General features: G+C 47.2%; 26 protein-coding genes. 22 read left to right on the forward strand and 4 right to left on the reverse strand.

Translation table 11 applies throughout. From position 1 onward, the window contains the following. The first annotated feature begins 31 nt into the window (after positions 1-31). The 7 genes from OXN25_06595 (at position 32) to OXN25_06625 (ending at position 5,995) form a co-directional block, all read left to right on the forward strand. Complete coding sequence (locus tag OXN25_06595) at positions 32-442, forward strand: GNAT family N-acetyltransferase (GenBank protein ID MDE0424516.1); 411 nt, start codon at positions 32-34, stop codon at positions 440-442. A 19-nt stretch (positions 443-461) separates the two neighbouring features. Next, positions 462-887 (forward strand): NUDIX domain-containing protein, encoded by a 426-nt coding sequence (locus OXN25_06600; GenBank protein ID MDE0424517.1) that lies wholly within the window; start codon positions 462-464, stop codon positions 885-887. An 87-nt stretch (positions 888-974) separates the two neighbouring features. After that, entirely contained in the window at positions 975-1,898 is a 924-nt protein-coding gene (locus OXN25_06605; protein MDE0424518.1) for a dihydrodipicolinate synthase family protein, read from the forward strand. 95 nt (positions 1,899-1,993) lie between these two features. Further along, the gene (locus OXN25_06610; GenBank protein MDE0424519.1) at positions 1,994-2,878 is read left to right on the forward strand and encodes an aminoglycoside phosphotransferase family protein; all 885 of its coding nucleotides are present in this window, start codon (positions 1,994-1,996) and stop codon (positions 2,876-2,878) included. A gap of 227 nt (positions 2,879-3,105) precedes the next feature. Then, positions 3,106-4,272, forward strand: coding sequence for a hypothetical protein (locus OXN25_06615; protein ID MDE0424520.1), 1,167 nt, complete (start codon positions 3,106-3,108; stop codon positions 4,270-4,272). Further along, a complete protein-coding gene (locus tag OXN25_06620) occupies positions 4,269-5,042 on the forward strand; it encodes a methyltransferase domain-containing protein (protein ID MDE0424521.1) in 774 nt (257 codons plus the stop codon). The genes OXN25_06615 and OXN25_06620 overlap by 4 nt, the downstream gene beginning before the upstream one ends. Positions 5,043-5,047: 5 nt before the next feature. Then, entirely contained in the window at positions 5,048-5,995 is a 948-nt protein-coding gene (locus OXN25_06625; protein MDE0424522.1) for an adenosine deaminase, read from the forward strand. An 11-nt stretch (positions 5,996-6,006) separates the two neighbouring features. Here OXN25_06625 and OXN25_06630 read toward each other — a convergent pair whose 3' ends face one another. Continuing rightward, on the reverse strand, positions 6,007-7,086 hold the full coding sequence (locus tag OXN25_06630) for a Gfo/Idh/MocA family oxidoreductase (protein MDE0424523.1): 1,080 nt from the start codon (positions 7,084-7,086) through the stop codon (positions 6,007-6,009). 225 nt (positions 7,087-7,311) lie between these two features. Here OXN25_06630 and rsgA point away from each other — a divergent pair, with 225 nt between their 5' ends. From rsgA to OXN25_06680, 10 genes are all read left to right on the forward strand, one after another. Beyond that, positions 7,312-8,523: a ribosome small subunit-dependent GTPase A gene (gene rsgA / locus OXN25_06635; GenBank protein MDE0424524.1), complete on the forward strand. Its 1,212-nt coding sequence runs from the start codon at positions 7,312-7,314 to the stop codon at positions 8,521-8,523. Further along, positions 8,520-9,236, forward strand: a complete 717-nt coding sequence (locus OXN25_06640; GenBank protein ID MDE0424525.1) for a GNAT family N-acetyltransferase — start codon at positions 8,520-8,522, stop codon at positions 9,234-9,236. The genes rsgA and OXN25_06640 overlap by 4 nt, the downstream gene beginning before the upstream one ends. A 103-nt stretch (positions 9,237-9,339) precedes the next feature. Next, positions 9,340-11,676: a CehA/McbA family metallohydrolase gene (locus OXN25_06645; protein ID MDE0424526.1), complete on the forward strand. Its 2,337-nt coding sequence runs from the start codon at positions 9,340-9,342 to the stop codon at positions 11,674-11,676. Positions 11,677-11,700: 24 nt separating this feature from the next. Next, positions 11,701-12,468 (forward strand): phytanoyl-CoA dioxygenase family protein, encoded by a 768-nt coding sequence (locus tag OXN25_06650; GenBank protein MDE0424527.1) that lies wholly within the window; start codon positions 11,701-11,703, stop codon positions 12,466-12,468. A gap of 56 nt (positions 12,469-12,524) precedes the next feature. Continuing rightward, positions 12,525-13,280 carry a phytanoyl-CoA dioxygenase family protein gene (locus OXN25_06655; GenBank protein ID MDE0424528.1) on the forward strand — a complete coding sequence of 252 codons (756 nt, stop codon included), beginning with the start codon at positions 12,525-12,527 and terminating at the stop codon, positions 13,278-13,280. A gap of 1,204 nt (positions 13,281-14,484) precedes the next feature. Then, positions 14,485-15,297 (forward strand): ankyrin repeat domain-containing protein, encoded by an 813-nt coding sequence (locus OXN25_06660; GenBank protein ID MDE0424529.1) that lies wholly within the window; start codon positions 14,485-14,487, stop codon positions 15,295-15,297. Between the two features lie 32 nt (positions 15,298-15,329). After that, on the forward strand, positions 15,330-16,106 hold the full coding sequence (locus tag OXN25_06665) for a GNAT family N-acetyltransferase (GenBank protein ID MDE0424530.1): 777 nt from the start codon (positions 15,330-15,332) through the stop codon (positions 16,104-16,106). 206 nt (positions 16,107-16,312) lie between these two features. After that, entirely contained in the window at positions 16,313-17,005 is a 693-nt protein-coding gene (locus OXN25_06670) for an HAD family hydrolase (protein MDE0424531.1), read from the forward strand. Positions 17,006-17,181: 176 nt separating this feature from the next. Next, entirely contained in the window at positions 17,182-17,553 is a 372-nt protein-coding gene (locus tag OXN25_06675; GenBank protein ID MDE0424532.1) for a VOC family protein, read from the forward strand. A 51-nt stretch (positions 17,554-17,604) separates the two neighbouring features. Further along, the gene (locus OXN25_06680; protein MDE0424533.1) at positions 17,605-18,408 is read left to right on the forward strand and encodes a class I SAM-dependent methyltransferase; all 804 of its coding nucleotides are present in this window, start codon (positions 17,605-17,607) and stop codon (positions 18,406-18,408) included. 207 nt (positions 18,409-18,615) lie between these two features. Here the strand turns inward: OXN25_06680 and OXN25_06685 are convergent, their stop codons facing one another. Together OXN25_06685 and OXN25_06690 are read right to left on the reverse strand one after the other, a co-directional pair. Continuing rightward, positions 18,616-19,224: a hypothetical protein gene (locus tag OXN25_06685; GenBank protein MDE0424534.1), complete on the reverse strand. Its 609-nt coding sequence runs from the start codon at positions 19,222-19,224 to the stop codon at positions 18,616-18,618. A 74-nt stretch (positions 19,225-19,298) separates the two neighbouring features. Then, a complete protein-coding gene (locus tag OXN25_06690; protein MDE0424535.1) occupies positions 19,299-20,189 on the reverse strand; it encodes a site-specific DNA-methyltransferase in 891 nt (296 codons plus the stop codon). Between the two features lie 448 nt (positions 20,190-20,637). Between OXN25_06690 and OXN25_06695 the strand changes: the two genes are divergently transcribed. Together OXN25_06695 and OXN25_06700 are read left to right on the forward strand one after the other, a co-directional pair. Beyond that, complete coding sequence (locus OXN25_06695) at positions 20,638-21,393, forward strand: class I SAM-dependent methyltransferase (protein ID MDE0424536.1); 756 nt, start codon at positions 20,638-20,640, stop codon at positions 21,391-21,393. Then, positions 21,390-22,466, forward strand: coding sequence for a mandelate racemase/muconate lactonizing enzyme family protein (locus tag OXN25_06700; GenBank protein MDE0424537.1), 1,077 nt, complete (start codon positions 21,390-21,392; stop codon positions 22,464-22,466). Before OXN25_06695 ends, OXN25_06700 begins: the two co-directional genes overlap by 4 nt. Positions 22,467-22,484: 18 nt before the next feature. On the opposite strand, the gene pelA is transcribed toward OXN25_06700, so the two are convergent. Further along, positions 22,485-23,543, reverse strand: coding sequence for a pectate lyase (gene pelA, locus OXN25_06705; protein MDE0424538.1), 1,059 nt, complete (start codon positions 23,541-23,543; stop codon positions 22,485-22,487). Positions 23,544-23,907: 364 nt separating this feature from the next. Between pelA and OXN25_06710 the strand changes: the two genes are divergently transcribed. The 3 genes from OXN25_06710 to OXN25_06720 are packed head-to-tail and all read left to right on the forward strand — an operon-like array spanning position 23,908 to position 25,268. Further along, positions 23,908-24,228 (forward strand): putative quinol monooxygenase, encoded by a 321-nt coding sequence (locus OXN25_06710; GenBank protein ID MDE0424539.1) that lies wholly within the window; start codon positions 23,908-23,910, stop codon positions 24,226-24,228. Positions 24,229-24,238: 10 nt separating this feature from the next. Then, the gene (locus tag OXN25_06715; protein ID MDE0424540.1) at positions 24,239-24,607 is read left to right on the forward strand and encodes an ASCH domain-containing protein; all 369 of its coding nucleotides are present in this window, start codon (positions 24,239-24,241) and stop codon (positions 24,605-24,607) included. Between the two features lie 52 nt (positions 24,608-24,659). Continuing rightward, positions 24,660-25,268: a class I SAM-dependent methyltransferase gene (locus OXN25_06720; GenBank protein MDE0424541.1), complete on the forward strand. Its 609-nt coding sequence runs from the start codon at positions 24,660-24,662 to the stop codon at positions 25,266-25,268. Positions 25,269-25,317: the final 49 nt, after the last annotated feature.

The raw sequence follows: 25,317 nt of genomic DNA on the forward strand, positions 1-25,317 counted from the left end.
AACGGTTTTTGTCAGAGTGTGAGGTTAGGTTTTGTACATTGATACAGTCCCAGCACAAAATCATATACCTGATCATTATAGCGATTATCTTCAGGGTTATCGTGCGGTTCGTTTGCTGAAAGAAAACGGAACAATCCTTGGTGAATGCGTTTGGCGTGTGGGATCAGGACATAATATCGAGATTACGGAATTCGGTATCTTTGAAGAAGAGAATAGACGAAAGGGTTGGGGGACTCGGTTATTAGAGGCTGCATTTGAAGATATGCGCCAGTACTTTGCGAAAATTGACCGTCCTTTGTGGAAGGTATATTTGTTTTGTGAGGAAAACAACGAGGAAGGTCGCGGTTTCTATGAATCGCGAGGGTTTCGATTAGATGTTGTTTTGAATGATTTTTGGGCAGATGGCAATGCGGTCATGTATAGTCAAATTCTAAAATTTTAACCCGATCAAGGAGTTGTGAATGTCACGTGCGCAGTGCCTTGTTCATAAACAGAAAAGAATTCTAATGGTCAAACACCGTCATAAAGGGGAAGAGTGGTGGTGTCTCCCCGGTGGAGGTATTGAAGAGGATGAAACGCCGGAACAAGCTGCGCTGAGGGAACTTCGGGAAGAGTGCCGTGTCGAAGGCACTATAATCCGCCCAATATCTGTTATTACTTTTGCACCTGGTGATCAATATTATACCTACTTGATAGAAATAGGTGCGCAAGCAGTATCTTTGGGAAATGACCCTGAACTAAAAGATGACCAGATTCTTGTGGACGTTGCGTGGATGTCTCTGAACGAACTCACAGAACGAGATAGAGTGTTTCTATGGACTGCTGGCTTGCTGACGATCCCTGAATTTTCTGAGGAAATCTGGCACTTGTCTAACGCGCCGCCGTAATCAGTCAATTTCCTGTGTCTATACTTTCAGGATTCTAAAGCTCAACCACCTGAAAATTGTGCTAATTATATGCCAAGGAGGGACTTTATGGAGCGAGCTATTCGTGTGATGGAACGTCTGAAAGGTCCTATCGTGCCGGTGAACGCCTGCTTTGGCGATGATGATTCATTAGATGTCAGCGCAATGCGGAAGTATGTCAATTGGTTGTGTGAGCAGAACATTCCGGTGATCCTCCTCACCTACGGCAGTAGCGAATTTTGTAGCCTAACAGACGAGGAAATCTGGCTATTGACTTCTGAACTTACGGAAGAAATATCGGGCCGCTCGCTGTTTATTGCTTCGACAGGTTGGTGGCACCCCGGGCAATGCCGAGAGTTTTTGAAACACTGCGATAGCGACGGTGTGGATGCTGTCAAGATCCAGATTCATCCCGGTTTAGGTGTCAAGCGCGATGTCATTGTCGGCTATTTTGATAGTGTTCAGGACACCGCACCGATCCCTTTATTGGTTTGGGGCGCGTGGCAAGATCCTTATCCTGTAGACATCGTTGCGGAATTAGCAAAACGTCCGCAAGTAGCCGGTATCAAAAACGACGGGCCTCCGTTCTACGCTTACTACGACATCATTCGCGCCACTGCTGACGAAAACTTTGCAGTCATCAGTGGTGGGCAGATGCGTAATTTCATGTTCGGGTACCCGATCGGTTCAACAGCATATCTGTGCACCATCGCTCCGTTCCGACCCGACATTGCATTGGAATTTTACAATGCTCTGACCATAGGACGTAGTGATGATGCACAGGAGATTGTATTTCGTTATGAAGAACCTTGGCTCAAGGTAGCAACAAGATTGGAATGGTTGCCAAGCATCAAATCAGCACTGCATCTTCACGGACTCTATCCAAACCACCGCCTCCGAACCCCTGCTATTTCACATACCGACGAAAAACATCAGGAAGTGCGAAGGGTGTTAGATCGAATCTTTGGGAACATCAAGCCTGTTGAACTCTAATTGATGGACGGAAATGGTTAAACTTCGTAAGGTTCGCCTTCATTCAAACGCGAGCTCAACTGTCATTCTCGCTTATTCGATGTAAAGGTGTTCTAATGCATCAAATAACTAAGATTACAGCAGACAACGTGTGCGATTTTCTTAAAAGATTCGCTCCAAATATATCTATTGAAGATCTAAAACCTATATCCAACCGCCACCGTGGTGGCGATAGTTTTACCTTCTACTACCGCGACGATGCTATCCTCAAGATTGCGCGCAACGCCTACCGAGCCAGACTTCTAAAAGAAGTTAAACTCACAAAATACCTGCACGCATTATCAATGCCTTTCACTGTAGCGAAACCGATCATGGTACACGACGAGGGATTCTATGCGATGTTTTCAAGAATCAACGGTTCTTCACTACCCATAGAAGCACTTAAGACATTTACCGCCAGAGAATTAGAAGCCTTTGGCAAATCTCTCGGCACCGCTCTCACCTTTCTGCACAGGCACAGATTCTCAGATGCGGTTTTAGACCATATCCCACATGCTACCGATCCTTTCGCAGTGGCAATTCGTGACACAAGGCAAAAACTCGCGTTTATTGCAGAAAATACCACGGAAATCTATACAAGCCGATGGCGTGAAAAGCTGGAAAACCTACAAGAGCATCTAAACCAGAGATGGACTGTCGTTCACACAGATCTCCAAATAAACCATCTGTTTTTTGTACAGGAAAATCTTGAACACCCCGCCATTATTGATTGGGCTGATGCCTTGCTGCACGATCCAGCGATAGATCTATCTGAGTTCGCTATAGAGATGTACTCAGATTTACCGCCTGATGGCATTGTTGCCAAAAAGGTTATTGATGTGGTTCTGAAGTACTATCAGACAGACGACCCTGCGATTACAGAGAAGATTGAGTTTGGAGTTCTCGTTTTTCAAATTGGGCGCGCCTACCAATGGGTAAAGAACTCGGTAGATCAATCCTAATTTACCTGATTCGCCTAAACATCATAGGTCTGATCGCTCCAATCTATTTGTGGATATTGAGGCAAGTAAACTTCCTGATCGCAAATTTCTCCATTGCGATTTCTCCAATGGTGGTGTATATTATATTAAACTTGGATATTTCAGAATCGTACCCTTAAGTCCTAAGTTGCCATATATGTAACAGAATTGCTAAGTTTATAATCCTGTCCATGTAGCAAGGAGATTCTATGAACATTAAAGAAATTCGCGCCGTAGAAATTGAACTGAACCCAAAACCGACAACAACGCCGCGCACACTCAGTCGCGCCAGACAATTTCCAATGAATCGTCCGGTAACCCGTTATGCCGCAGCCGACAGAAGAGGCGAACATGTCTCCGGTTCGGGATGGAGCCGACCTGCCTGCATTGTAACAGCAGAAGACGGCACGTGGGGTTTCGGTCTCTCGCTTTATGGCGGTCCTGTAACCCGAATCATTAACGATCATTTTGCTCCGCGGCTCGTTGGTGAAAATTGCATGGCGACTGAAAAATTGTGGGACTTGATGGTGCGATCTTGCGCTGCCTTCGGTGCCACCGGCTTGACGAGTTACGCCATCAGTGCTGTTGATTGTGCCCTCTGGGACCTCAAAGGCAAAATCCTAAAGAGACCGGTTTATGAGCTGCTCGGCGGCCCCCAAAAGGAAAAGATTTTCTGCTACGCCTCCGGTTTCGATCAGGAATGGTATATGGAGCTCGGCTTCAAAGCGACAAAACTCTTCACACCGTGGGGGCCGATACACGGATTAGAAGGCTTGCGGAAACTCGAAGAATTGGTCGCAACCACACGGGAAGCAATTGGCGATAAGGTTGATTTAATGTTGGATTCTTGGACAGGGTTTGATTTGGAACATACCGTGCGCGTCTGTGAGACTCTGAAGCCTTACGGTCTGAAGTGGATGGAGGATTACATTCCACCTGATGATTTTGTCGGTTATGAAACAGTCCGTCAACGACTTCCGTGGCAGACGCTCGCGACGGGAGAACACTGGTATCTACCAACCGTTTTTGCGGCAGCAGCAGGGAGACGACTCGTTGACATCTTTCAACCCGATGTTTTGTGGTGTGGTGGGATTACTGCTGCAGCGAAAATCTGTCACATCGCAGAGGCGAATGGGATTAACGTAATTACACACGCTGGAATGAATTATCCTTACGGTCAGCATCTCGCACTTGCGATGCCTGCGATCACGTGGGGTGAACGTTCTGAAGGCGTTTCGGCTCCGGGGGTTCCTCTCGAAGAGATGGTTAAATTGCCCGGAACTTCTGTCATCAAAGACGGTTATGTCGCTCCGTCGGATGCCCCCGGTTTCGGTCTCGAAATTGACGAAACATGGATAGAAAATGTGATGGTATGAATGACGAAATTACGATTGCCAATCGAGCGCGTTGGGAAGCTGAAGTCCGAAAAAAGGGAGGCTTTACTGTTCCCTGGCTCGATCTGGATAGAGACGATATTCTAAAATATGCTGAGGGTCGGCTTGACCCGATTTCTTATGAACTCTACCAAATCTACCCGGCGTATCTACTCAAGGATGTTGCCGACAAAGACGTGTTGTGTCTCGCGGCGGGTGGTGGGCAGCAGTCGGCGGTATTCGGTCTGCTCGATGCCAATGTAACTGTGATTGACTTTACACAAGGGCAGCTTGATGGAGATATTACCGCTGCGAAGCATTACGGCTATCCGGTAAAAACGCTTCGCCTCAACATGCGGGACCTGTCTGCAATTGAGGACGCATCGTTTGATTTCGTCTATCAGGGTCCTTCTATGAGTTGGGTGCCGTCGGTTCATGAAATCTATACAGGCGTATCAAGAATCATCCGTCCAGGGGGTTGGTATCGCGTAGATTTTGGCAACCCTGCCAATCATTCCTTGGAATGGGATGGTGAATACTATCGTGTCACGGAGCCGTATTCTGAACGGATTTATAGGTATTCAGACGGCGCATTCGATTTCCGGCACTACCTGAGTGATATATTCAACGGACTCTTGGAGAACGGATTTCGGATTGAGCATGTTGAGGAACGTCCTTGGACCCAACCAGATATTGAAGCGACACCGGGGAGTTGGACGCATCAAATGGCTTACAACGTGAGCTTTGCCGTTATCGCGAAGAAAGAGATTTGAGTCTTATGTCTATAAACTTCATTGAAGCACTCTCTACAGATAACTTGACCGCTATAAAGGCAGCCCCTAAAACTGACCTTCACTCTCACGCTTTCTTAAGTACACGATTAGAAAATCTGGAACATTGGTTAGGGCATTCCTTAGAACATCCCCCTCCTAAGATGAAAGGACTGGAGGGGATGATGGCATACGTAAACGCAGTTTTAAGCGATCACATAATAACTCCCAAAAGTTTTAAGTTTGTCGCATCGTCAGGGATAAAGGACGCAATACAAGATGGCGTTGTTGTGCTTGAGATGAGTTTCGACATTCGGTTGGCTGAATACTATCCCGATGAGTTAGTTGGGGTGCGGCCCTTTCTTGAGGCATTGGTTGAGCAATATCGGATACAAGTTGATCTACGTCCGGAACTCGGTTTTCCTCGGACACACGCTGATGATCCAAAATTGATGGCATTGGCGCATGAAGCCGTCGAATTGGGGTTGTTTCGATCCATTGATCTGTATAGTTATGAAGAAGCATGTACGCCTGAAGCCGTCCAGTCTTTATATGCCAAGGCACGTGCTGCCGGAATGAAACTGAAAGCACACGTCGGTGAGTTCGGGGATGCGGAAGAGGTACGACGAACCGTCGAAGTCCTCGACTTAGACGAGGTCCAACACGGTATTGCTGCCGCTGAATCGATTGAAGTGATGCGGTGGCTTTCGCAGAATCAGATTCAGTTAAATGTCTGTCCAACGAGCAACGTGATGTTAGATGGCGTGTCAGATCTCGCCTCACACCCCATTCGCATTTTATTTGATAACGGCGTGCCAGTGACGATCAACACAGACGACCTGATGATATTCGGGCAGAGCGTCTCCGAAGAGTATCAGAACCTCTACCGCGCAGGCGTTTTCAGTGCGGAAGAGTTAGATAGCATTCGGCATGCATCCCTTGAAAGTCTTGATTGATGCCAAAATGGTTACTCAACCCGTGGTTGTCTGGCAGTTGGATTTCTTTGTAAACGAACTTTTGAGTCTGTCAGCGGGAGTTCAACACGCGCGCCATTGTGTAGATGTGATTCAATGATACCAAAAATCAGTTCAGTGCTGGCATACGCGCACCGAACACCGCCTCGGGTCGGTTCTCCAGTATCTAATGCGTGAACGAGGTCTTTAATCAAATTTGCTGTGCTACTGGTCCGTTCAAATTCAGGAAAAGTTTCGGGAACCTGACAGTTCCGCCACCCGGGTACATCTTGTTGTTTGCGGAGATGCCACTGCCAACCGTTGTTCCAGCAGGTAACCGTTCCTCTATCACAAATCGCTTCCCATTCACTACCCCGTGGCGTTAGTAGTGCGTGTGCCGTCACACCATTTTCAAACTGGATTGTTCCTCCACCGGACGGATCGGCTCGCAGCGCATTCCCATCAAAAACCGAATCGCCTTGTGGCAGATAGCCTGTGATCCAACTCGCAGGCGCGTCGCTATTCAAACGTAAAATTAAGTCAAAGTGATGGCTGGCTGAGTTGAAAAGTGTACCGTTTGAATAGATAATCAAGGTGCGTAGTTTACCAATTTCGCCACTGTCAATAATCTCTTTCATCTTGTCAAAGCCTGTATGCCACCGGCGATTTGTACCGAGGTTAAAGGCGACATTGTTTTGTTCTACCGCAGACACCATTGCTGCTGCCTCGTCCATAGAAGCCGCCATCGCCTTTTCCGCATAAATGGCTTTCACACCGTGTTCTGCTGCGTAAACAACAATTTCTGCGCGATGCTCTGGTTGTGTGGCAACGCTGACGATATCGGGCTGTTCTTTTTCCAGCATCTCACGATAATCGGTATACTGATTCGCTTTTGGGACATTGTATCGGTTTCCGAAATGTTCCATGACTTCGGGGCGCAGATCGGCACATGCGACAAGGTCGGTTCGTTCTTCGGCAAAAAAGCCTGCAGCGTGGGAATACGGCAACTTAATCGCTTCGTAATCGGGGACTTCGTTGTCAATAAATGCCCCCATCCGGCTACAACCAATAACAGCGGCACGATACGTTTTCATGGATATTCTCCTTATCCTGAATAAAATGATTCGATGGATCCTTCTACCGCATTCGATCAATTGCTCATTTAGTAAGAGAATAACCAATTTCGTGAAACACGTCAAGAAAAAAGAACTTTGGATTGTTCACGTGATGCCTCCTAAAGTGCATCCAAAATTGTATGTAGGTGAAGGATTATCACGTTTTATCATATCTTAATGCCTTTATTGAGGGAACTGCAACCTATGGCAATGTCCGTTTACGCAGGTACAACTTTAAGTGAAGCACAAAAGATTATCACGGGCGATTACGCGGCTTTTGATTGGCGGGAGTGTGTTACCTATCGCCGGGTTTATATTGGTATGAACCCAGCGATTCGGGATGCTGAGAATGCACTCGACAACGACACGGATAAACCCGTCGTTGTTGCTTTGCTGCTCAAATCAGAGAAGATGCTTGTCAAAGATCGGGTCAGGCGTCTCAGCGCGATCAAAGGCGCACGCATTATACCGGACGAAGAGCTTCTCAAACGGACGGGTTACCTCTTCGATAATGAAAAGTTGGTTGGACTTCCCGAAGGTATTGTGACGCGAGCAAGCAACGGTGTTTACATTGTGCAGTGCGATACAGATCAATATCAATGTTCGCTGCGCGGAAAACGGGATGCATTTAGCACAAATCAACAGGTTTATGTTGGGGACCGCGTCAAAATTCAGGTGATTGATGAAACCCATGGTACGATTGCAGCCGTCATGCGGCGCAAAAGCGAATATAAACGCAAAGGAACACAATCTAAAGGGGTTATTCGCATTCCAAATCTCGATGGATTGGTTATTGTTTCTTCTGTAAAAGAACCTCCAATCTGGCAGCGAATGCTGGACAAATTCCTTGTTATTGCCGAAGCGTCGGGGATTGAGCCACTTATCTGTTTCAATAAAATTGATATGCTTAAAGACCGAGCGGAAGTGGATTCGATAACCGCAGTCTACGAGAGAATCGGGTATCGAACAATCCTTACAAGTGCAACGACTGGCGCGGGAATAGAGGATTTGAAAGCGTGGATGAAAGGAAAGATTTCGGCACTCACTGGATTATCGGGGGTCGGGAAATCTTCGCTTTTGAATGCTATTCAACCCGGTTTGAAATTGAAGACGAACGCGGTGAACCCGAGACGAGGCGGAAGACACACGACCGTTTCAACCCAACTTTACAATTTGGATTTCGGCGGTTTTATCGCCGATACACCGGGGCTTCGCGAGTTGCACTTTTGGGACATCGAATCTCGTTTAATGGACCGCTATTTCCCAGAAATAAATTCACTCCGAGAACGTTGCGTCAAAGGTGCCTGCACGCATGTTCATGAGGAAGGTTGTGCGGTGCAGGCTGCCCTGAAAACAGGAGACATCTCAGAGTTTCGGTATCAGAGTTACTGTGAATTTCAAGAGTATAAGAGATGAGTATTCATCAAACCGATATTGAACTCATGAAAATGCAAGTTGAAGTGCTATTCACGCAGGACGAGAATGGGTGTCTTCAACATATCAACGAACCTACCGGTGCTGCAGAACCAGCACCTCGTTTCTTCTTTGGATACACCAACGAAGGTTCAATATGTAAGTTCCGGCACAATCTTCCCGACCACGTAGTTACACAACTCAAAGAAGTTGCCGCTGCTGAACCGCTGCCCATGAATCCGCAGAAGATTCCAAAGAACCGTAGGCAATTCGAGGATATTCTTCAAAGTCACGCACCGATTGAACGGGTCTGGGTTGGGCCCGCCTATCGCTTTCCTGAACACATTGCCCCACCGACAAATGTTATCCACTTATTATCAAGTAAAGATGCAAGACTTCTAAAGGGAGATTTAGCCGACATAAGGCCGGAATTAAATAGTCCGCACCCGTGTTTAGCAATCATAGAGGATTCGCAGGTAGTGTCAATTTGCCGAAGTGTCCGTGCCTCGGCACGCGCCCATGAAGCAGGCGTTGAGACTCTGGCTGGTTATCGGCGGCGTGGGCATGCAACATCGGTTGTCGCAGCGTGGGCTTTGGCTGTTCGTACCTTAAACCTTATTCCGCTCTACAGCACTTCGTGGGCCAATATCGCTTCTCAAGGTGTAGCACGGCGATTGGGCTTGGTGCAGTATGGTGTGGATTATCACGTGACATGATGTATGGAAACGTCCTACAACTGTGAACTTGACATCTACCGCACATTATGGTAGACTACGGCATTCGTAATAGAAACCAATCAACGATTAGGAGGAACACACTATGCAACGAATGACAAATCGATATAGCACTCCGCTAAGAAAAGGATCCAACAGACATTTTCATTTCCTATGTATCGGCTGCCTATTGCTCATCACTTTCACTTCAGTCGGGTTCACTGCTGAACTGGACCTCGTCCGTGAAGTAGAATTTCAACCGCTCGTGTCAGCAACCCAACGGCTCATTGAAGCACTCGATTATCTCGGTTCACCCCTATCTGAAGGCGACCTCTCAGCAATCGAGGAAGCCTTGGTCTCCGAGGATCACCAACAAGCAATTGCTGACATTCAGAAGGTGCTTGACCTATATTGTCTGGTCGGTGTCAACATCAATCCTGAGAGCCGTGTGAAGGTTAAGGAAGGTCCGGTAAATAAGGAGCTGATGCAGCAGGGGTGGCGGACTTTTTTGGTGAAAGTTCACAACGAGGCTGGCGTGACGGCACCCTTAGCCGCAGAAAGCGCGAATGCCGCACCCCTTTATAAACGTTCTACCGGCAGTCCTGATCCGGAGACAACCGTGCCGAAAAGCGATATTCCACATCGTTTTTTGGATATTGAAGTCTATACCAATCCACCTTTGAAAGCGAGTCTTTCGGGATTAGAACTGGAGTATCGTATCGTTCAACTCTACAGTCGCGATGCGGGAAAGCGAGAAGCGACCCTTAGTTTCAACGTTGGTCAAGGGACACAGGACCTCGGCTTCCGAAGCGAAGTACCTATCCTATTCGACTGTGTAACAGCGGTGGCGGTAACCTTGGAAGTGTTGGACTTCGACGGGAAACCAACAACAGCGGGTTTTATCATTCGCGACGCATTAAATCGGGTGTATCCGTCACGTGGACGCAGACTTGCACCCGATTTCTTCTTTCACAATCAAATTTATCGGCACAGTGGTGAATCTGTTCTCCTACCACCCGGTAACTATACCGTTGAATACACACGCGGACCCGAATATAAGATAAAGACCCAAACCATTACCGTTCCGAATGCCGAGACGCATCAAGAAACCTTTCATCTGGAAAGATGGATCCATATAGCAGCAGAGGGTTGGCGTTCCGGCGACCATCACGTACACGCCGCTGGGTGTTCACACTATGAAAGTCCGACGGAGGGGGTTACGCCTGAGGACATGATGCGCCATATTCTCGGTGAAGACCTTAATGTAGGGTGTGTACTCTCTTGGGGACCGTGCTGGTATTACCAAAAGCAGTTTTTTGATGGCAAGGTTCACGAACTCTCGACCGACGACTATGTGATGCGCTACGATGTGGAGGTTTCAGGATTCCCGTCCTCGCACGCCGGACATCTCTCCATACTCCGACTCACTGAGGACGACTACAACGGTGTTGAACGCATAGAGGAGTGGCCGAGTTGGGATCTGCCTGTCCTCCAGTGGGCAAAGGAACAGGGCGCGGTGACAGGCTTCAGTCACAGTGGTTGGGGCTTAAAAGTGGATGGAGACGAACTCCCTAATTACAACATGCCGCCTTTTGATGGTATCGGTGCGAACGAGTACATCGTGGATGTCGTTCATGATGCTGTCGATTTCATCTCTACGGTAGACACACCGGCTATTTGGGAACTGAGTATCTGGTATCACACTCTCAATTGTGGTTTCCGCACGAGAATCAGCGGCGAGACGGATTTTCCTTGCATTTACGGTGAACGCGTTGGGTTGGGTCGTATCTATGTAAAAATGCCCCCCGGTCCTCTTAATTTCGATGCATGGGTAGACGGATTGAAGGATGGTCGCTCCTACGTCGGGGATGGCAAAAGTCATCTGTTGAACTTCACTGTTGGCGGTGTACCCGTGGGAGAAAAATCGCCAACCGGAGAGATTAGCCAGTTGGATTTGGAAGAGCCCGGCACGGTAACTGTCACTGCACGTATTGCTGCACGCCTTAACGAGACACCGAATCTTGAGATAAAGAATCGTCCATTGGAACAGCAACCCTATTGGGACGTGGAACGCGCTCGCATTGCGGAAAGCCAGAAGGTGCCTGTTGAACTCATCGTCAACGGGCAATCGGTTGAGACGCAAGAAGTCGTGGCTAATGGTGAAGTCGTTCCCGTTCAATTTGAGGCATCCATTGACAGGTCGAGTTGGGTTGCACTACGCATCTTCCCGTCGTCTCATACGAATCCGGTTTTTGTTATTGTGGACGGCAAACCAATCCGTGCAAGTCGCAGGAGTGCACAGTGGTGCTTGGAGGCTGTAGAAGTCTGCTGGAACGCAAAGGTTGACCGTATTCGAGAGGAGGAACGCGATGCCGCCCGCGAGGCGTATAACGTAGCATCGCAGACCTATCAGAAGATTCTTGGAGAATCCGATGTGGATTGAAATAAACTTTTAAGGAGCTGTGTTATGAAACTTACACCACAAGAGGTCGAACAATTCAGACAGGTAGGCTATCTCAACATAGAAAAACGACTCATTGATGACAAACACCTTGCCGTGCTACGTGAACATTACGACGCACTCTTTGCACAGAAACGCCACACAATCGGTGAGGGGTTGCGTAACCTCGCAGTCGTCGGGGACTCGGAAAGCGATGAAGACGCTGATCGTGACGAAGAAATGTTACAGATCATGGAGATGTGGCGTTTGGATGAGGAATATCGGAAACTGCTCTACCACGAACCGTTGTTAGACATCGCCGAGAGTTTGATCGGTCCCGATATCCAGTTATTCCACGATCAGGCTCTCTACAAACCCGCCTATCACGGGGGTGAAGTCTATTGGCATCAGGACAATGCGTATTGGCAATGCGACCCGCCGAATCTTGTGAGCATCTGGATAGCACTCGACGATGCCGACGAAGAGAACGGTTGTATGAACGTTATCCCCGGCAGTTACTTGGAAGGATTAGCGGCACACGGACGCGCACAGTCAGAGAAAGGTAAGTTGCCAGCGTTGTTGGAGGTGAATGCTGATGTGAATCGTGCTATACCCGTGCCAGTTAAAGCTGGATGTGGGATGGTGCATCACTGCATGACACTCCACCAGACGGATCCGAACCGCTCATCCCGAGACCGCCGAGCGATGGTCCTTCATTACATGCAATCGGGTACGCGGAATCGCGATGGCGAAGTGATGAAAGACAACCCACTGCTACGCGGTAAGTTGGCGTAGCGCATCTTGATACAATACCTTTCGCGGTCTATCACTATTCTTGTAGGAGCCAGACAATGCGAATTCAGCTGACGGATGAAGAGCAAGCAGACGGAAAAATGTGTGCTGCGAATCTCGATTTGGCGGTTCGGTTACTCCGAGAGGTCGGTGCTGTTATCCTTGAGAACGCTGTGCCGCTTGCGCTTGTCAGGGAGGCACAGACCGCCTATTTCGAGATTGTTCGACAGGGAAAGGAACGGAAAGCGCGGCATGTCGTCAAGATGCCGTTTCTCCATCACCAATTTATCACCAATCCGTTCTCGCTTCAAGTGATTGAGGCTGCTATGGGCAAGAAGATCGCACTATTCCGTTGCGGAATTCATAATATACCGCCAGATGTAGATGGCAAGCAAGTGGAAAAAGCACCGCATCGTGACGGCAATCACCTGTTTCCTGAATTGCCGTGTGTGCTACCGGTTACGGGTATTTATGTTGATATTCCGTTAGTTGATTTCTTAGAGGAGAATGGTGCTACAAAAATCTGGCCCGGCTCGCATCTGATTATGGATTCTCCACCTGAGGATGTTCGGTATCTCGGTGAACGGAGTAAGCACTTACCCGCGCTACAAGCGGTCATGCCTATAGGTTCTCTCATCCTTCGTGATATGCGATTGTGGCATGTCGGCATGCCGAATAAGACCGGCACCCACCGACCCATGCTGGACATCGGCTATGGACGTGTCCTGCCCCATACCGGTGAACGCCTTCGGGTGCCTCAAGAGATTAAGCAGCACTGGTCCCAAGCAGCCAAGAAACTTCTCAGAACTGGCTAAACCTTCCTCATAGCCGAATTCCTAATTTTACCCCTTACTACCTTTCTGTCTTAGACAATCCCTTTCGGCGCGACGTACGAATTCTAACCTGAAGCACGCTCTATCCTCTATAAGATCCACTCCTTGATAAATAGGAACCCTTCTGCGCGCCTTAATAGGGGCATTTATGGTGGCGAGGTTTCCGAACCTCGCCAGATGCACAAACTAACAGTTTATGCTACAAGGTAGAGGTTATGAGATTGGTGTGATTTTTTTTCTACAGTCCCGTCGCGGCGACATTTCTGTAGCCATAGGGAATCAACGGTATTCATGCCTTATGGCATGAACCGGGGTTCAGCGGCGTTGGGATTCATAGTTTTCATAGTTTTCATAGTAACGTTTTGAAAATTGTGCTTTTAAAACCCGCATAAAGTCAGGTGTGGCGTGGGTTTGTCGGCTGTCTATGAAAGGGGCGTTTTTTTTCTGTTACTATGAATCTGAATTTTTCATCTCTCGGAATTACCTTTGTAACACCAATGGTGGCGTGGGTTTAGGCGGGTTTCTCCTTTTAAGGATTTTTGGGGGTTACTATGAAAGTGGTGTGTCTCTGTTTTGATGTTGAATCAGCCTATTCTTGGTGAAAACAGGCGTGAATATAGTATTAACTTAACGATATATTTCTTCGTAATTCCCCTTAAAAATGTTACACTGGTGTAACATTTTGTGTGTGGTGTGTAACGTTAGAGAACATAGTGGCCATAGGGGTTCGTTGGTGTTTAATTTTTCTGTTGTAAAAAAATAATTTGGCGAAAAGTGTAACATTTTTGAGTTAGCGGTCAGCGGTTAGCAGCCAGTAAGAAACTTATATAACCGCTGAAAATGTTGTGTCGGTTTTCGTGCCGGCGTTTTGTAGACTGATACAATATTCCCTCTTTGGAAAGGATTATGATATATTATACTGTTTTTATTAACGGATATCAAGTTAAAAATGGTATTTGACTGTTCAATAAACGAATTTCTGATGAATTTCTCCGCGTATGTGTTAAACTATTTGGAAGATAATTGAGGGTGATACATAAAAATGCTAACAAACTATGGTAGATTTTAGAATTACTTTTACATTGGGACGGGTGAGGTTACGGGCACCCACAAGGGGTGCCCCTACAAGATGTAAACTTATTTTCATAATTCACCATAAGTAGGTCTATCATCACAAGGAAATAAAATGAACCAAAAACGCATTGAACGCTGGCGGACAGAATTTGAAACAGCAGATGCAGAGACAGTTCGACAAATGCTTGCTGAAGCACCGGAACTCGTAAACGTAAAAGTGAATCGAACATCACCGCTTTTTACTGCAAGCATTAAGATCAAAGATCTCGATAAAGTCAAGGCACTTGTAGAGGCAGGTGCCGATGTAAACAATAGTGACCTCGGTACGCATTGGCCAAGCTCTGATTATGAAATTAACCGGTATCTCATCAGTCAGGGAACCGAGGTCAATCAACCCTCCTATCTTGGGTTTCACGGCGTTGGTGTCACTAACTTCGATTCCTTTCTGCTCATGGTGGAAAACGGATTGGATCCGAATTTCGCATGGCCCTACAACGGCGAAACCGTACTCCATGTGCAATCCCGGCACGATGACGATACGCATCTTGCACAAGCCTATATCCTGATTAAATCAGGCGCGGATGTCAATGCACAGGCACTGAGCGGACTTGATGAAGAACCCATCATGGATAACGAGCATTTCGTTGAATACGGTAAGGAAACACCGCTACATTTCGCCGCCCGGTTGGGCAATTTACGGATGGTTCGGTTATTGTTAGACCACGGTGCCGACCCATCGCTGAAAACAGTCAGTCGAATGTATCGTCCCAAACAGTTCACCGAATGGACAGATGAGGTCACATCACTGGTCTGGCCCCTACGTGAATTCAAGAGGGTTGTGTTTCAACCCTATGAGGGAGAGACACCTCTCGACATGGCATTGCGTGAGGGCAACGAAGAAATTGTCAACACACTCAAGCGATAACGGCGTTTAACATTTTTGTGGAAGGTAAGTCAGTGAACATTGTATCAATTGACCCAGATAAACGAAGTTTACTTATTCCGCTCTTTGCCAATTATCTTCCGCAGTGCATCTTTGTCAACAGCGTTCTTGAAGGGCATAGTGGTATTGCGCTTGCGGATTCAAAAACAAATCCACGGGTTGCCCAGTTAACGCATCCCGGTTGGGCGATACTCGGCGGCGATGTGACACATCCGATAGCGCAAAAATTGGTCCAACAATTATCAGAAATGTGGGTTATTCCTACCTCAGAGGTATGGCGTGAGTTGATATTTCAAGTCCATGGTCATCATCTCAAACAAATGCAAGGCATTACATTTTCTTCGGAATCACTCAATCTCAGACATCTGCAGAACCTCCAAAAACGAATCCTTCTTGATTACCACATTGAACAAGTTGACATCCCCTTGGCGACCCGACTGAAAAATGAAGGGCTTTCCAGTTTCCCAGGTTTCAGTTCATCGGCTGATTTTGCTGAACGGGGAATCGGCTTCTGTGCAACAATCGAGGGGCGCATTGTTAGTCACGCTGTCTCATTGATGCAATGTCGCGAAGGGATTCATATTGGGATTGAAACGCATCCTGACTTTCGCAACAAGGGATTCGCGACGGCTGTCGGTGCTACATTGCTTGTACACTGCTTGGAGCAAGGCATTTATCCGCATTGGTCTGCCAGTTGTGAGAATGCCCCTTCTATTCATTTGGCTGAGAAACTCGGATACGTCCGCGATGAGGCGTATGAGGCACTCGGTGTGCCTATAAAAACTTCGTAATTTTTGTGTCTCAAATACGTCCGAAAGCAGTATAATTTAGATAAAACAAAAATACTTTTACCACGAACACCTGGCGGATTATGCCGAGTTGAAGGCAAAAGGCCTCATGTCAAGGGGAGAACTCTAATGCTATCTGTGTCCATCAAGATGTCTGTCTCGCAATTTCAGATACCAGCATCAATAATCACTAACATAGGAATTTAGAATTGGTTAGATATAAGGTAATCATCTTCGATTTATTTGAAACGCTCGTCTCAGAATTCGACGCGGGTCACCCTTCAATCATTGAAGTCGCGCAGACCTTACAGTTGCCTGTAGAGGACTTTCAGCAAGAATATGTGAAGCATCGACCGGCACGAACTACGGGACAATTAGACTATGCAACGTCTCTCCGTTATATCGTTGGGAAGCTTGATGGAAAATCTCCTGAAAGTACGATTAAGACACTCGCTGAACGCCGCCAATCTGCTTTTACCGCACATCTGCGTTGTATAGAGCCCGAAATCCTTGATATGCTCAATGAAATTACCACTTCAGATATTAGGATCGGTCTCATCAGTAATACCGATGGTTCTGAAGTCTTAGATTGGCAAAGTAGTCCTTTGTCCGGCTTCTTTGAGGTGACCATATTTTCCCATGCGGTCAGGATGGTCAAGCCTGACCCTCGCATCTATCAACATGCATGTAAAAATTTGGACGTTGCGCCTTCAGACTGCGTATTCATAGGGGACGGCAATAGCGACGAACTTCGAGGCGCAGCCCAAGTTGGGATGTCCCCATTTTGTGCCGCGTGGTTCCTCCGTCAGCATACAGACTTGCTCGGAGAGGATATTGTGATCCAGCGAGCGGCAGGCTATCCAGTATTGACCCATCCATCAGAGTTGGCGGATCGGGTGTGAGGCATTTGTGTCGCCTGTTAATAATGTTGTTTGCGTCAGTTTTTTCTCTCTTCCCACAATCCTTTCTTTTTCTGAAAAATTATGCAACCATTTTCCGCCAACGCGCGCCATATATAATGCAAGTTGGTTCGTTGGGTTTCTGTCTAAAGATATAGAAACACGAACGGAGGTAATATATGAGAAGCAAACCTTACACGATGCTGATGCCAATTTTGAAAGTGAAAGACTTGGATGCTGAAGTAGCATTTTATTTATCGTTGGGATTTGAACTCTCTTACGATGATGAAGACTTCAAGGCAATACAGTATGGGGATGATATTGAGTTTGGGCTTGGTCGCAAAAGCGATGTCAACGTTGAAGTCGTCTCTCAACACTTTACTTGGCAGATTGCCGTAAACAGTGTCCAAGAAATTTTAGATATTTGTGGTGAGAAAAATCTTGAGATAGTGCAAGGTCTAAAAAAGTACACCTACGATTTTGGTGATGTCTGTACAATTATAGTGAGGTCCCCTAATGGATATAATGTTGTTTTTGAGGGTGACTTGTAATAGATAGTCGTTTTTGGACAACGCACGCAATTATGGTGGGATATAGCTGTCATGGAAAAAGAAAATGAAGTTGAAACTGGCGAATGGAATCGACTTGTGAAAGATGCTTACAACTCACTGGAATTTTTGGTCACGATGCATTACCTTCGGGAATACCTTCCTGAAACAGGTAAGGTTTTAGATGCTGGTGGCGGACCAGGGCGTTACGCGCTCGAACTTTGTCGGGCAGGTTATGATGTTGTGCTTTTGGATATTGACCCAACATACACGGCTTTTGCTGAAGAAAAAATCAAGTCGGAACCGGAATCCGTTGCAAACCGATGGGTCGCGTCGGTCGTTGGAGATATACGCGACCTTTCACGTTTTAACACGAATGACTTTGACGCAGTGCTATGTCTCGGCGGTCCGTTAACATATATCAGTGATGAAACCGAGCGAACCCAAGCAACTTCTGAATTGGTTCGGGTCGCCAAACCTGGTGGGATTGTCTGCATCGCCGTTGTGGGATACCTCGCAATGTTGCGGACGGTTCTCAGTCGAGTCAGTGAGGAACTGATAACGCCCCGGTACTGGGAGTTAATACGGGAAGGAAGAGGAAATAATATTGTTGGCGATACGCTGTGGCATTTTTTTCGGGCTTCTGAACTTCAACAACTCGCTGAATCGTGTGGATTGACGACACTGGAGATGGTGGGCTGTGAGGGACTTTCAACGGGGTTACCCGAAGCTACCAACGCGGTGGCGGAGGATCCAACAAAGTGGGAACGTTGGGTCGAGTTAGTCTTGGAAACAGCGACGGAGCCCGCTATCGTGGATATGGCTGCGCACATTTTGTACATTGGACGGGTTGACTAATTTCATTCACTTTGTTGCAAAATTTTGAGAATCGTTAATTATTCTGAGAGGTATGGAAATTAGAAGTCAGCTGCCAACCATCGGTTTCCATCAGAACTTGGATTTGTAGGATTGGAGGGTGGGAAGATAGAGAATTGGAAGAAGATAGGGATGAAAGGTGGAATCACTAATTGCCTGAATCAGGATTTGTGGGATTTTCTGTAGATTTTATATCTGATCTCGTAGCGTATGCATGTTAAGTTCGTTCATGAGTTGTCGGGCAACGGCATCGCTGGCTTTCATACTGGCATCTGCCATTTCCGTTGGGGGTTTCAAAGGAATTTCCACTGGTATAAGATTCGATGGGTCTTGCGCAAAGCGATTAAGAGCCGGACGTTTTATTTGTAAATTATCTGCAACCCGATTAAGATCGTCTGCTTGTGCCATCGCTGGGTCACCATAGACAATTCCCACATTGGATAAAACGAACAGAGTGGCGGTCTCCCCATCAGTTCTGCTGTCTCCTCTTGTGTTGACGAGAATAACGCTCCCACCTTTTGTAAAAGAACTTTTGAGAGAAAACATCTGTCCACTGGGAAGTCTCAAATCTCCACCTTGTGCTTCTGACCCGCAGCCTTCAATTTCTATCCCAGTAGAGCGCATCAACGCTAAAGTAAAGACCTCAATAACACCGCCCACGGTAAACCTATTTTCATAGATCGCCGTGTTATATCTTTCAACAAGGTGCTTGACTCCTGTCTCGTACTCCTCCTTTGCCTCACTACTCAGATTTTCCTTCAAGTGTTTGAAGCAGTTCCTTTCCATCTCAAAGTTCATCGTTTCTCCGCTTGTTTCGGTCTCCCGGAACAAAAACATTTGCCCGTTTTGTGCCACTGTTCTACCCCTTGTATTTACGAACCGAACATCACCAATTGATCTTCAGACCTCACTTCTTGTTTTTCTACCTTTGGTAGTAGATGATATTTCCGTCGCGGTTCTTCATACAGCCGTTGACACGTTAGTTCAATATATTTGGATTCGATCTCGTATCCGATACATTTGCGTTTGAACCTCAAGGCTCCCCGAGCGGTTTGTCCGCTTCCCAGAAATGGATCGAGTATCTCATCGCCTTCTTCAGAATAGAGTAGCACTAACCGTCGGACGAGTTCATCAGGGAATGGACACGGATGGTCGATCGTTTTCGGTGGAACGGGTGCAATATGCCAAATCGAGTTGGCTATATCGCGTTTGAATACGTCGTCTATTGGGAGCGTAGGCTGTGAACCGTATCTGGGTTTATCGCCTTTACGGAATATGAGTATGTATTCGGTCATTATATTCGGGTAATAGTAACCGGGCTTTTGGTGCTGGATAAATGAACCGGCGCGTCTCACACCACCGGTTACTTTGTTCCATATTATATCTTGGTGGAAGTGCCAGTCTGTGTCGTTCAACTGACTTGTTAAATCAAATGGTGCCGGATAGTGTTTACCTTTATGAAGGATTGTCCCGATAACGATAGCACAAAACCCACCGTCAATTGTGACCCGATAGACTTCAGAGAATACTTTTTTGAGGGTCGTAAGCCAATCCTCATAAGTTTTACCGAGTCCGTCATAGTTCCGTTCCCTATACCACGCTTCATTGTCACTGGTGTGGGTATCATAGTCAATGGCGTTCCAGTATGGAGGCGAGGTAATTGTCAAGGCGATAGAATTATCCTCACATTCCGGCATATTGAGACACGAGGCGTGATAAAAACGGTAATTTTCGTCTGTGATCGCTGGGCGATTTTCAGGCATACGGACTCCTTATCTTAGAAAGGTATGGAATTCATCAAGGTTGAAGATTTTATCTCTGTGTCCCGATTTACTTGCCGTTGCCTTGATTTCCGAAAAAAGTAGGATTTATTGGTTATCAAATTTTCCAGCTCAGTCTATTTATCCGCTGCGAGGGTATGGCAAATATATCGTGTGGACGCTTTGCAGTGCCACCCAAACTGGCTTGAATAGTATAGCATATAGGTGGAAAGAAGGCAAGAAAAAATGTAAGTTTAGCAGGCACCCACAACAAATCATTGGTAGTGTTATATAGTTGGAACTATGGTAAAATATACACCAGAGGATAGGCGAGGCGTTTTTGATAGAGGGTTCTCCCAGGAAATCCTACCAGCGGTGAGAAATCTCTTTCTGATCCGCCACTCACTGAAGTGTCTATTTGTTTTCATAATTCACCAGAAAAAGAAAATTTATGTCGAACACTGCACTCAAAACTACTTTCAATACCGCCGCAACGCTCTATGAAGAGGTCCGTCCGGGATACCCTGAAGAACTCATCCAAGATGTCATAGGCCTTTCTGGTCTCAGAAGCCACAGTAGAATCCTTGAAATCGGCTGCGGCACAGGAAAAGCGACCCGCTCTTTTGCAGAACGCGGATATGAACTGGTCTGTCTGGACATCGGTGCCGACCTAATCGCTGTTGCGAGTGAAAGATTGAAGGCGTTTCCAAATGTTTCGTTTGTGAGAGAAGCGTTTGAGGCGTGGGAACCGGAAGGCAAATTCGATTTAATCATTTCTGCTACTGCCTTTCATTGGGTGGATCCAAAAGTAAGATACCTGAAGGTGTCCGAGGTTCTCGGATCAGGCGGTTTCCTTGCTGTTTTCTCGAATCAGCATGTCAGAAAGGATGAGGGATTCTTTGCGGAGAGCCAGCGTCTCTACGATAAATACTATGCTCCGCTGACCACGAGTCGCCCTACACACGCCACAAATTTCCCCGGCATGGAAGTTTTTCAGACTCCAATTAAGCGCGCCTATCCATGGACACAAACGTATTCATCTGAACAATACATCAAACTCTTGGGTACTTATTCAGGACACATCGCCTTGTCTGACAAAAATAGGGGTCTTCTATTTGACGGAATTGTTAATCTCATTGAGACGAAATACAACGGTCGGGTAACCAAACACTACCAAGCCGTTCTTGACCTTCGGGAGACAAAATGAAAATCACAAAAATTGAGAGTTTTCAGATTGAAACACCACGTTACTACGGGCACATATCAGGGCATGTTATCGTCAAAGTCCATGTAGACGATGGTCCCGTCGGATTGGGGGAAGCCTCCGACAGTAGAGCCGAGGATTTAGGTTCAGTCGCTAAACGCTACAACGATTTACTCGTCGGACGGGACGCCACCCGTATCACGGAAATCAACGAGTTCCTACGTGCACAAAATTTCGATAGCACGGTTAGCAATCTACACCTCGCTTCCGCCATTGATCTCGCCCTTTATGACCTGAACGGCAAGGTCCAAGGTGTACCCGTTTATCAAATGCTCGGCGGTAAGATGCGCGATAGTGTCTATTGTTGCTACCCAATCTTCGGGTGGCAGGTGCGGGAAGACTTTGAAAAGACGGCGGGTTATCTGCAACGGTTGGTAGATCTCGGACACCATCTCTTTCGCTACTACGTATCGGGTGATAGTGCTTTGGATGACCGGTTCCTGACGGAAATGAAGTCGAGGTTCGGTGAGAAAATTAAACTCAAACAGATTGATTTCTCCGGTCGCTTCAACGACTGGGAGACCGCTTTGCGTTATGCGGATGTACTTCGACATCATACCCCCTACCATTTTGAGCAACCCTCGCAGAGTCTGCGGGTATCTGCCGAGTTCACCAAACGCATGGATTTGCCTGTGAGCCGACACATTAGCAGTTTAGAGCACGGATATGCGGCAGCCGAACGCGGTGCTTGCACTGTTTTTAATGTGGCGTGTGTATCGGGAGGTCCCACGCATATTCGTCGCCTGTTTGCCTTAGCAGAGGCGGCGGGACTCAGGTGCCTCATCGGCACCGATCAGGAATCGACACTCGGAACAGCGGCGCAAGTCCATGTCGGCGTTTCAATGCCCAACCTCTCTTTGCCGTGTGATCCGATGGGACCCGTGCTTTATACGGCATCACCGGCAAAAGAACGCATCCGAGCAGAAGCCAGCCATCTCTATCCACCTGAAGGACCCGGACTCGGTGTCGAATTGGATAACGACAAACTGAAGGCGTTGACAGTTGCATCGGCGTAGAATTTGGATTTAGGTCGGTCATTCCTTCGGGAGTTTGTGTTTTTCTCTCCACCGTGAATACTCATCTGTGAGTAACTTGGTAGCCCAGCTACCGTAGTAGGCGTAGCCCGTGCGGCGTTCCTGTCCGATCTCGGAGAACACGTAGCGGACCACCGAGTCGCGATCGAGAAAGATGGGACGGTTGCTGTCGATCTCGTAGAAACGCGCCCAGAGCGGCCCCGCGTTGGGATCCGCGACGACTCGCCTATCGTCCTGCCCCGCGGCATCAGTAAACTTCTCTAAGCGGATGCCGTGGATTGTGACCCTCCTGAACCATGCAACAGCCCCCTCGACAGCGGCGATAATCGCTGGTGTGGGTTCTTCGACTGACATCAGAAAGCGCACGACCCCGACGCTTTCAGCACCTGAGAGTGATGGCGGCTCATAGGAACGCGCCCACGCAGGTTCAAGCGTTTTCTCGTCATGCTGCGCACACCAAGCAGTGAGTTTACCCTCTTGTTTAATCTGCGTGCGTAGGATGCAGTCGATGCCCTTGGTTACAGCAGCTTTCGCCTTCGTGCGATCCTCCATTTCCAAGAACCCATAGTCTGAAGATTCAGAGATGTCTCGGAGAAGTTCGAGAATTCGCGTCATAGCACTGTCATTGAACGTGATGTGGCGATGGTAGCCTTTGCTTAGGGGATAGAACTGAGGCCAGCCACCCGTCGGGTATTGCGCTTCAAGGATATGGGAAAGACCTTTGAGAAATGCCTCTCGGTAGCGCGGCTCGTTTGTCGCACGAAACGCACGCGCCAGGAACCGTAGTTCGCCGGTGGTAGCACTGTTGTCAAACGTTCCGTGTAGGTCGTCACTTTTGCCATCAAACGGCTCAGATGCCGTGTCTCGATTCTTGGGCCAACTGCCGTGCGGTGTCTGCCACGTAAGGACATTGTCGGCAATGCGGCGGCCTTCCGCGCTTTGAAACCATTCGGTGGGCTGCTTCGCGTAGCGGGAAGGAACGGTTGCATCGGAAACTGACAAAAGCAAAAGGCACAAAATACAGACGAGAGTGAGTTGTAATTTTATACGTAACTTCATGAAGGTATCCTTTCAGGTTTAAATTGAACTCGCGTTAATTTATTCTATTTCTATAACCTGAGTTTAACAATACTATTTTTACCAATTGATGTCAAGCAGAGGCATTCAATTGCAGGGTCATTCAGTTTTCCAAAATTTACATTCGGATGCCCCAACTTGTTGGGGAAAAGTGTGCCGCCCCGAATAAATTCGGGCATCCAGAAACGGGAAGGCTTCAGATATGTAAACTTAACCCTTAAAACTAAATAGCTCTGATTCAATTGACATCTATTCCTAAGTGTGATAGGTTAATGCAAGCTCGGTACTATCACACCGAAATTGGAAAGAAATCGGACTTGAAAATCCTTTATAGGAGGAAAAGAACATGTTTGTTATCATCGCTCCCATTCAGATTAAAGAAGGACACAGAGAGGCGTTCATCGAATCAATGATAGACGATGCCAAAGGCTCTGTTGCGAATGAACCCGGCTGCCTGAGGTTTGATGTCATTCAGGACGGTGCCGATCCGAATCGGATCTGGCTCTACGAGGTTTATGTGGACGAAGCAGCGTTCCAAGAGCATCTGAAAGCACCACACTTCATTAAGTGGCGGGATACCGTTAAAGACTGGTTCGCTGAAAACGACTTTAAAGGCGCAGGCAGCGGCAGTTCCATGATATACCCGCCAGACGACGACTGGAAATGAATCAATTTTGATGGTTAATGCCTTGTCCATAGTTTCACCATCTGTACAGCATATTATCGCCGGAAAGAAGGTCGTCGAAATCCGACGTTGGCTTCCGCCAAAGCTCCCATTTCTCGATCTCGTGCTTGTGGAGAACGAAGTCTACTTGACCGAAGAAGGACAGGAAGACCCGAATGGATTGGCGCGTGCAGTCGTGGACATTACGGGTATTCACGAATGGACACGCGAAGAAGCGGAGTCGCAAGGGATGGATTGGATGCCTAACTATGTCTGTTGGGAACTGTCCAATGTGCGACCCATAGTACCGCCTATCCGTTGTCTCGCAAGACGGAAGATTTATAAAATCGATATTAACGCTTGCTTACCCATTAATCGTTGACTTCTACTTGATCGTCAAAGTGCCAGTTGTCATACCAGAGGGAATTACTGATATGATGCAATTCACTGATGCACTCGTTAAAACGTACGAAAAATACGCTCAAGAAAGGGCGTCTTACTCTCCTGATGCATTCAAGGTGCAAGAACGATCAGAATTTCTCAAATTCTTGAAGAATGAAGGACGAGAAACACTCCTCGAAATCGGGTGTGGACACGGTCAGGATGCGCTGTTTTTTCAAACGCAAGGCCTCCGGGTTTTGGCGGTGGACAATACGCCGACAATGGTGAAACTCACTACAGAAAAGGGTATCCGTGCACAAGTCTTAGATTGCTACGATCTCGGCGAAATTGACGAGACTTTTGATGCAATCTATACCATGAATTGTCTTTTACACATACCGAAACAGGATTTTGACCGGGTTTTGGGTCTAATTTCAGGGCGACTCAACGAAAACGGTTTAATGTATCTTGGTCTATGGGGTGATGAAAATTTTGAGGGTGTCTGGGAAAAAGACAGATATGAGCCGAAGCGGTTTTTCTCTTTTTGGAAGATAGAGGCACTTCTTGAAGTCCTACAACGGTCCTTTAGATTGGAGTACTACCGACGATTAGAGCCTCATGAAGGTAGGGTCTTCAATTCTCTTATTATTCGTAAGCGATGATTTGAGACCTATATATCAATGGAGGTCTGAAATGAGACGAGTAATTTTC

Source organism: Candidatus Poribacteria bacterium, from assembly GCA_028820845.1.
Taxonomy (GTDB): Bacteria; Poribacteria; WGA-4E; order WGA-4E; family WGA-3G; genus WGA-3G.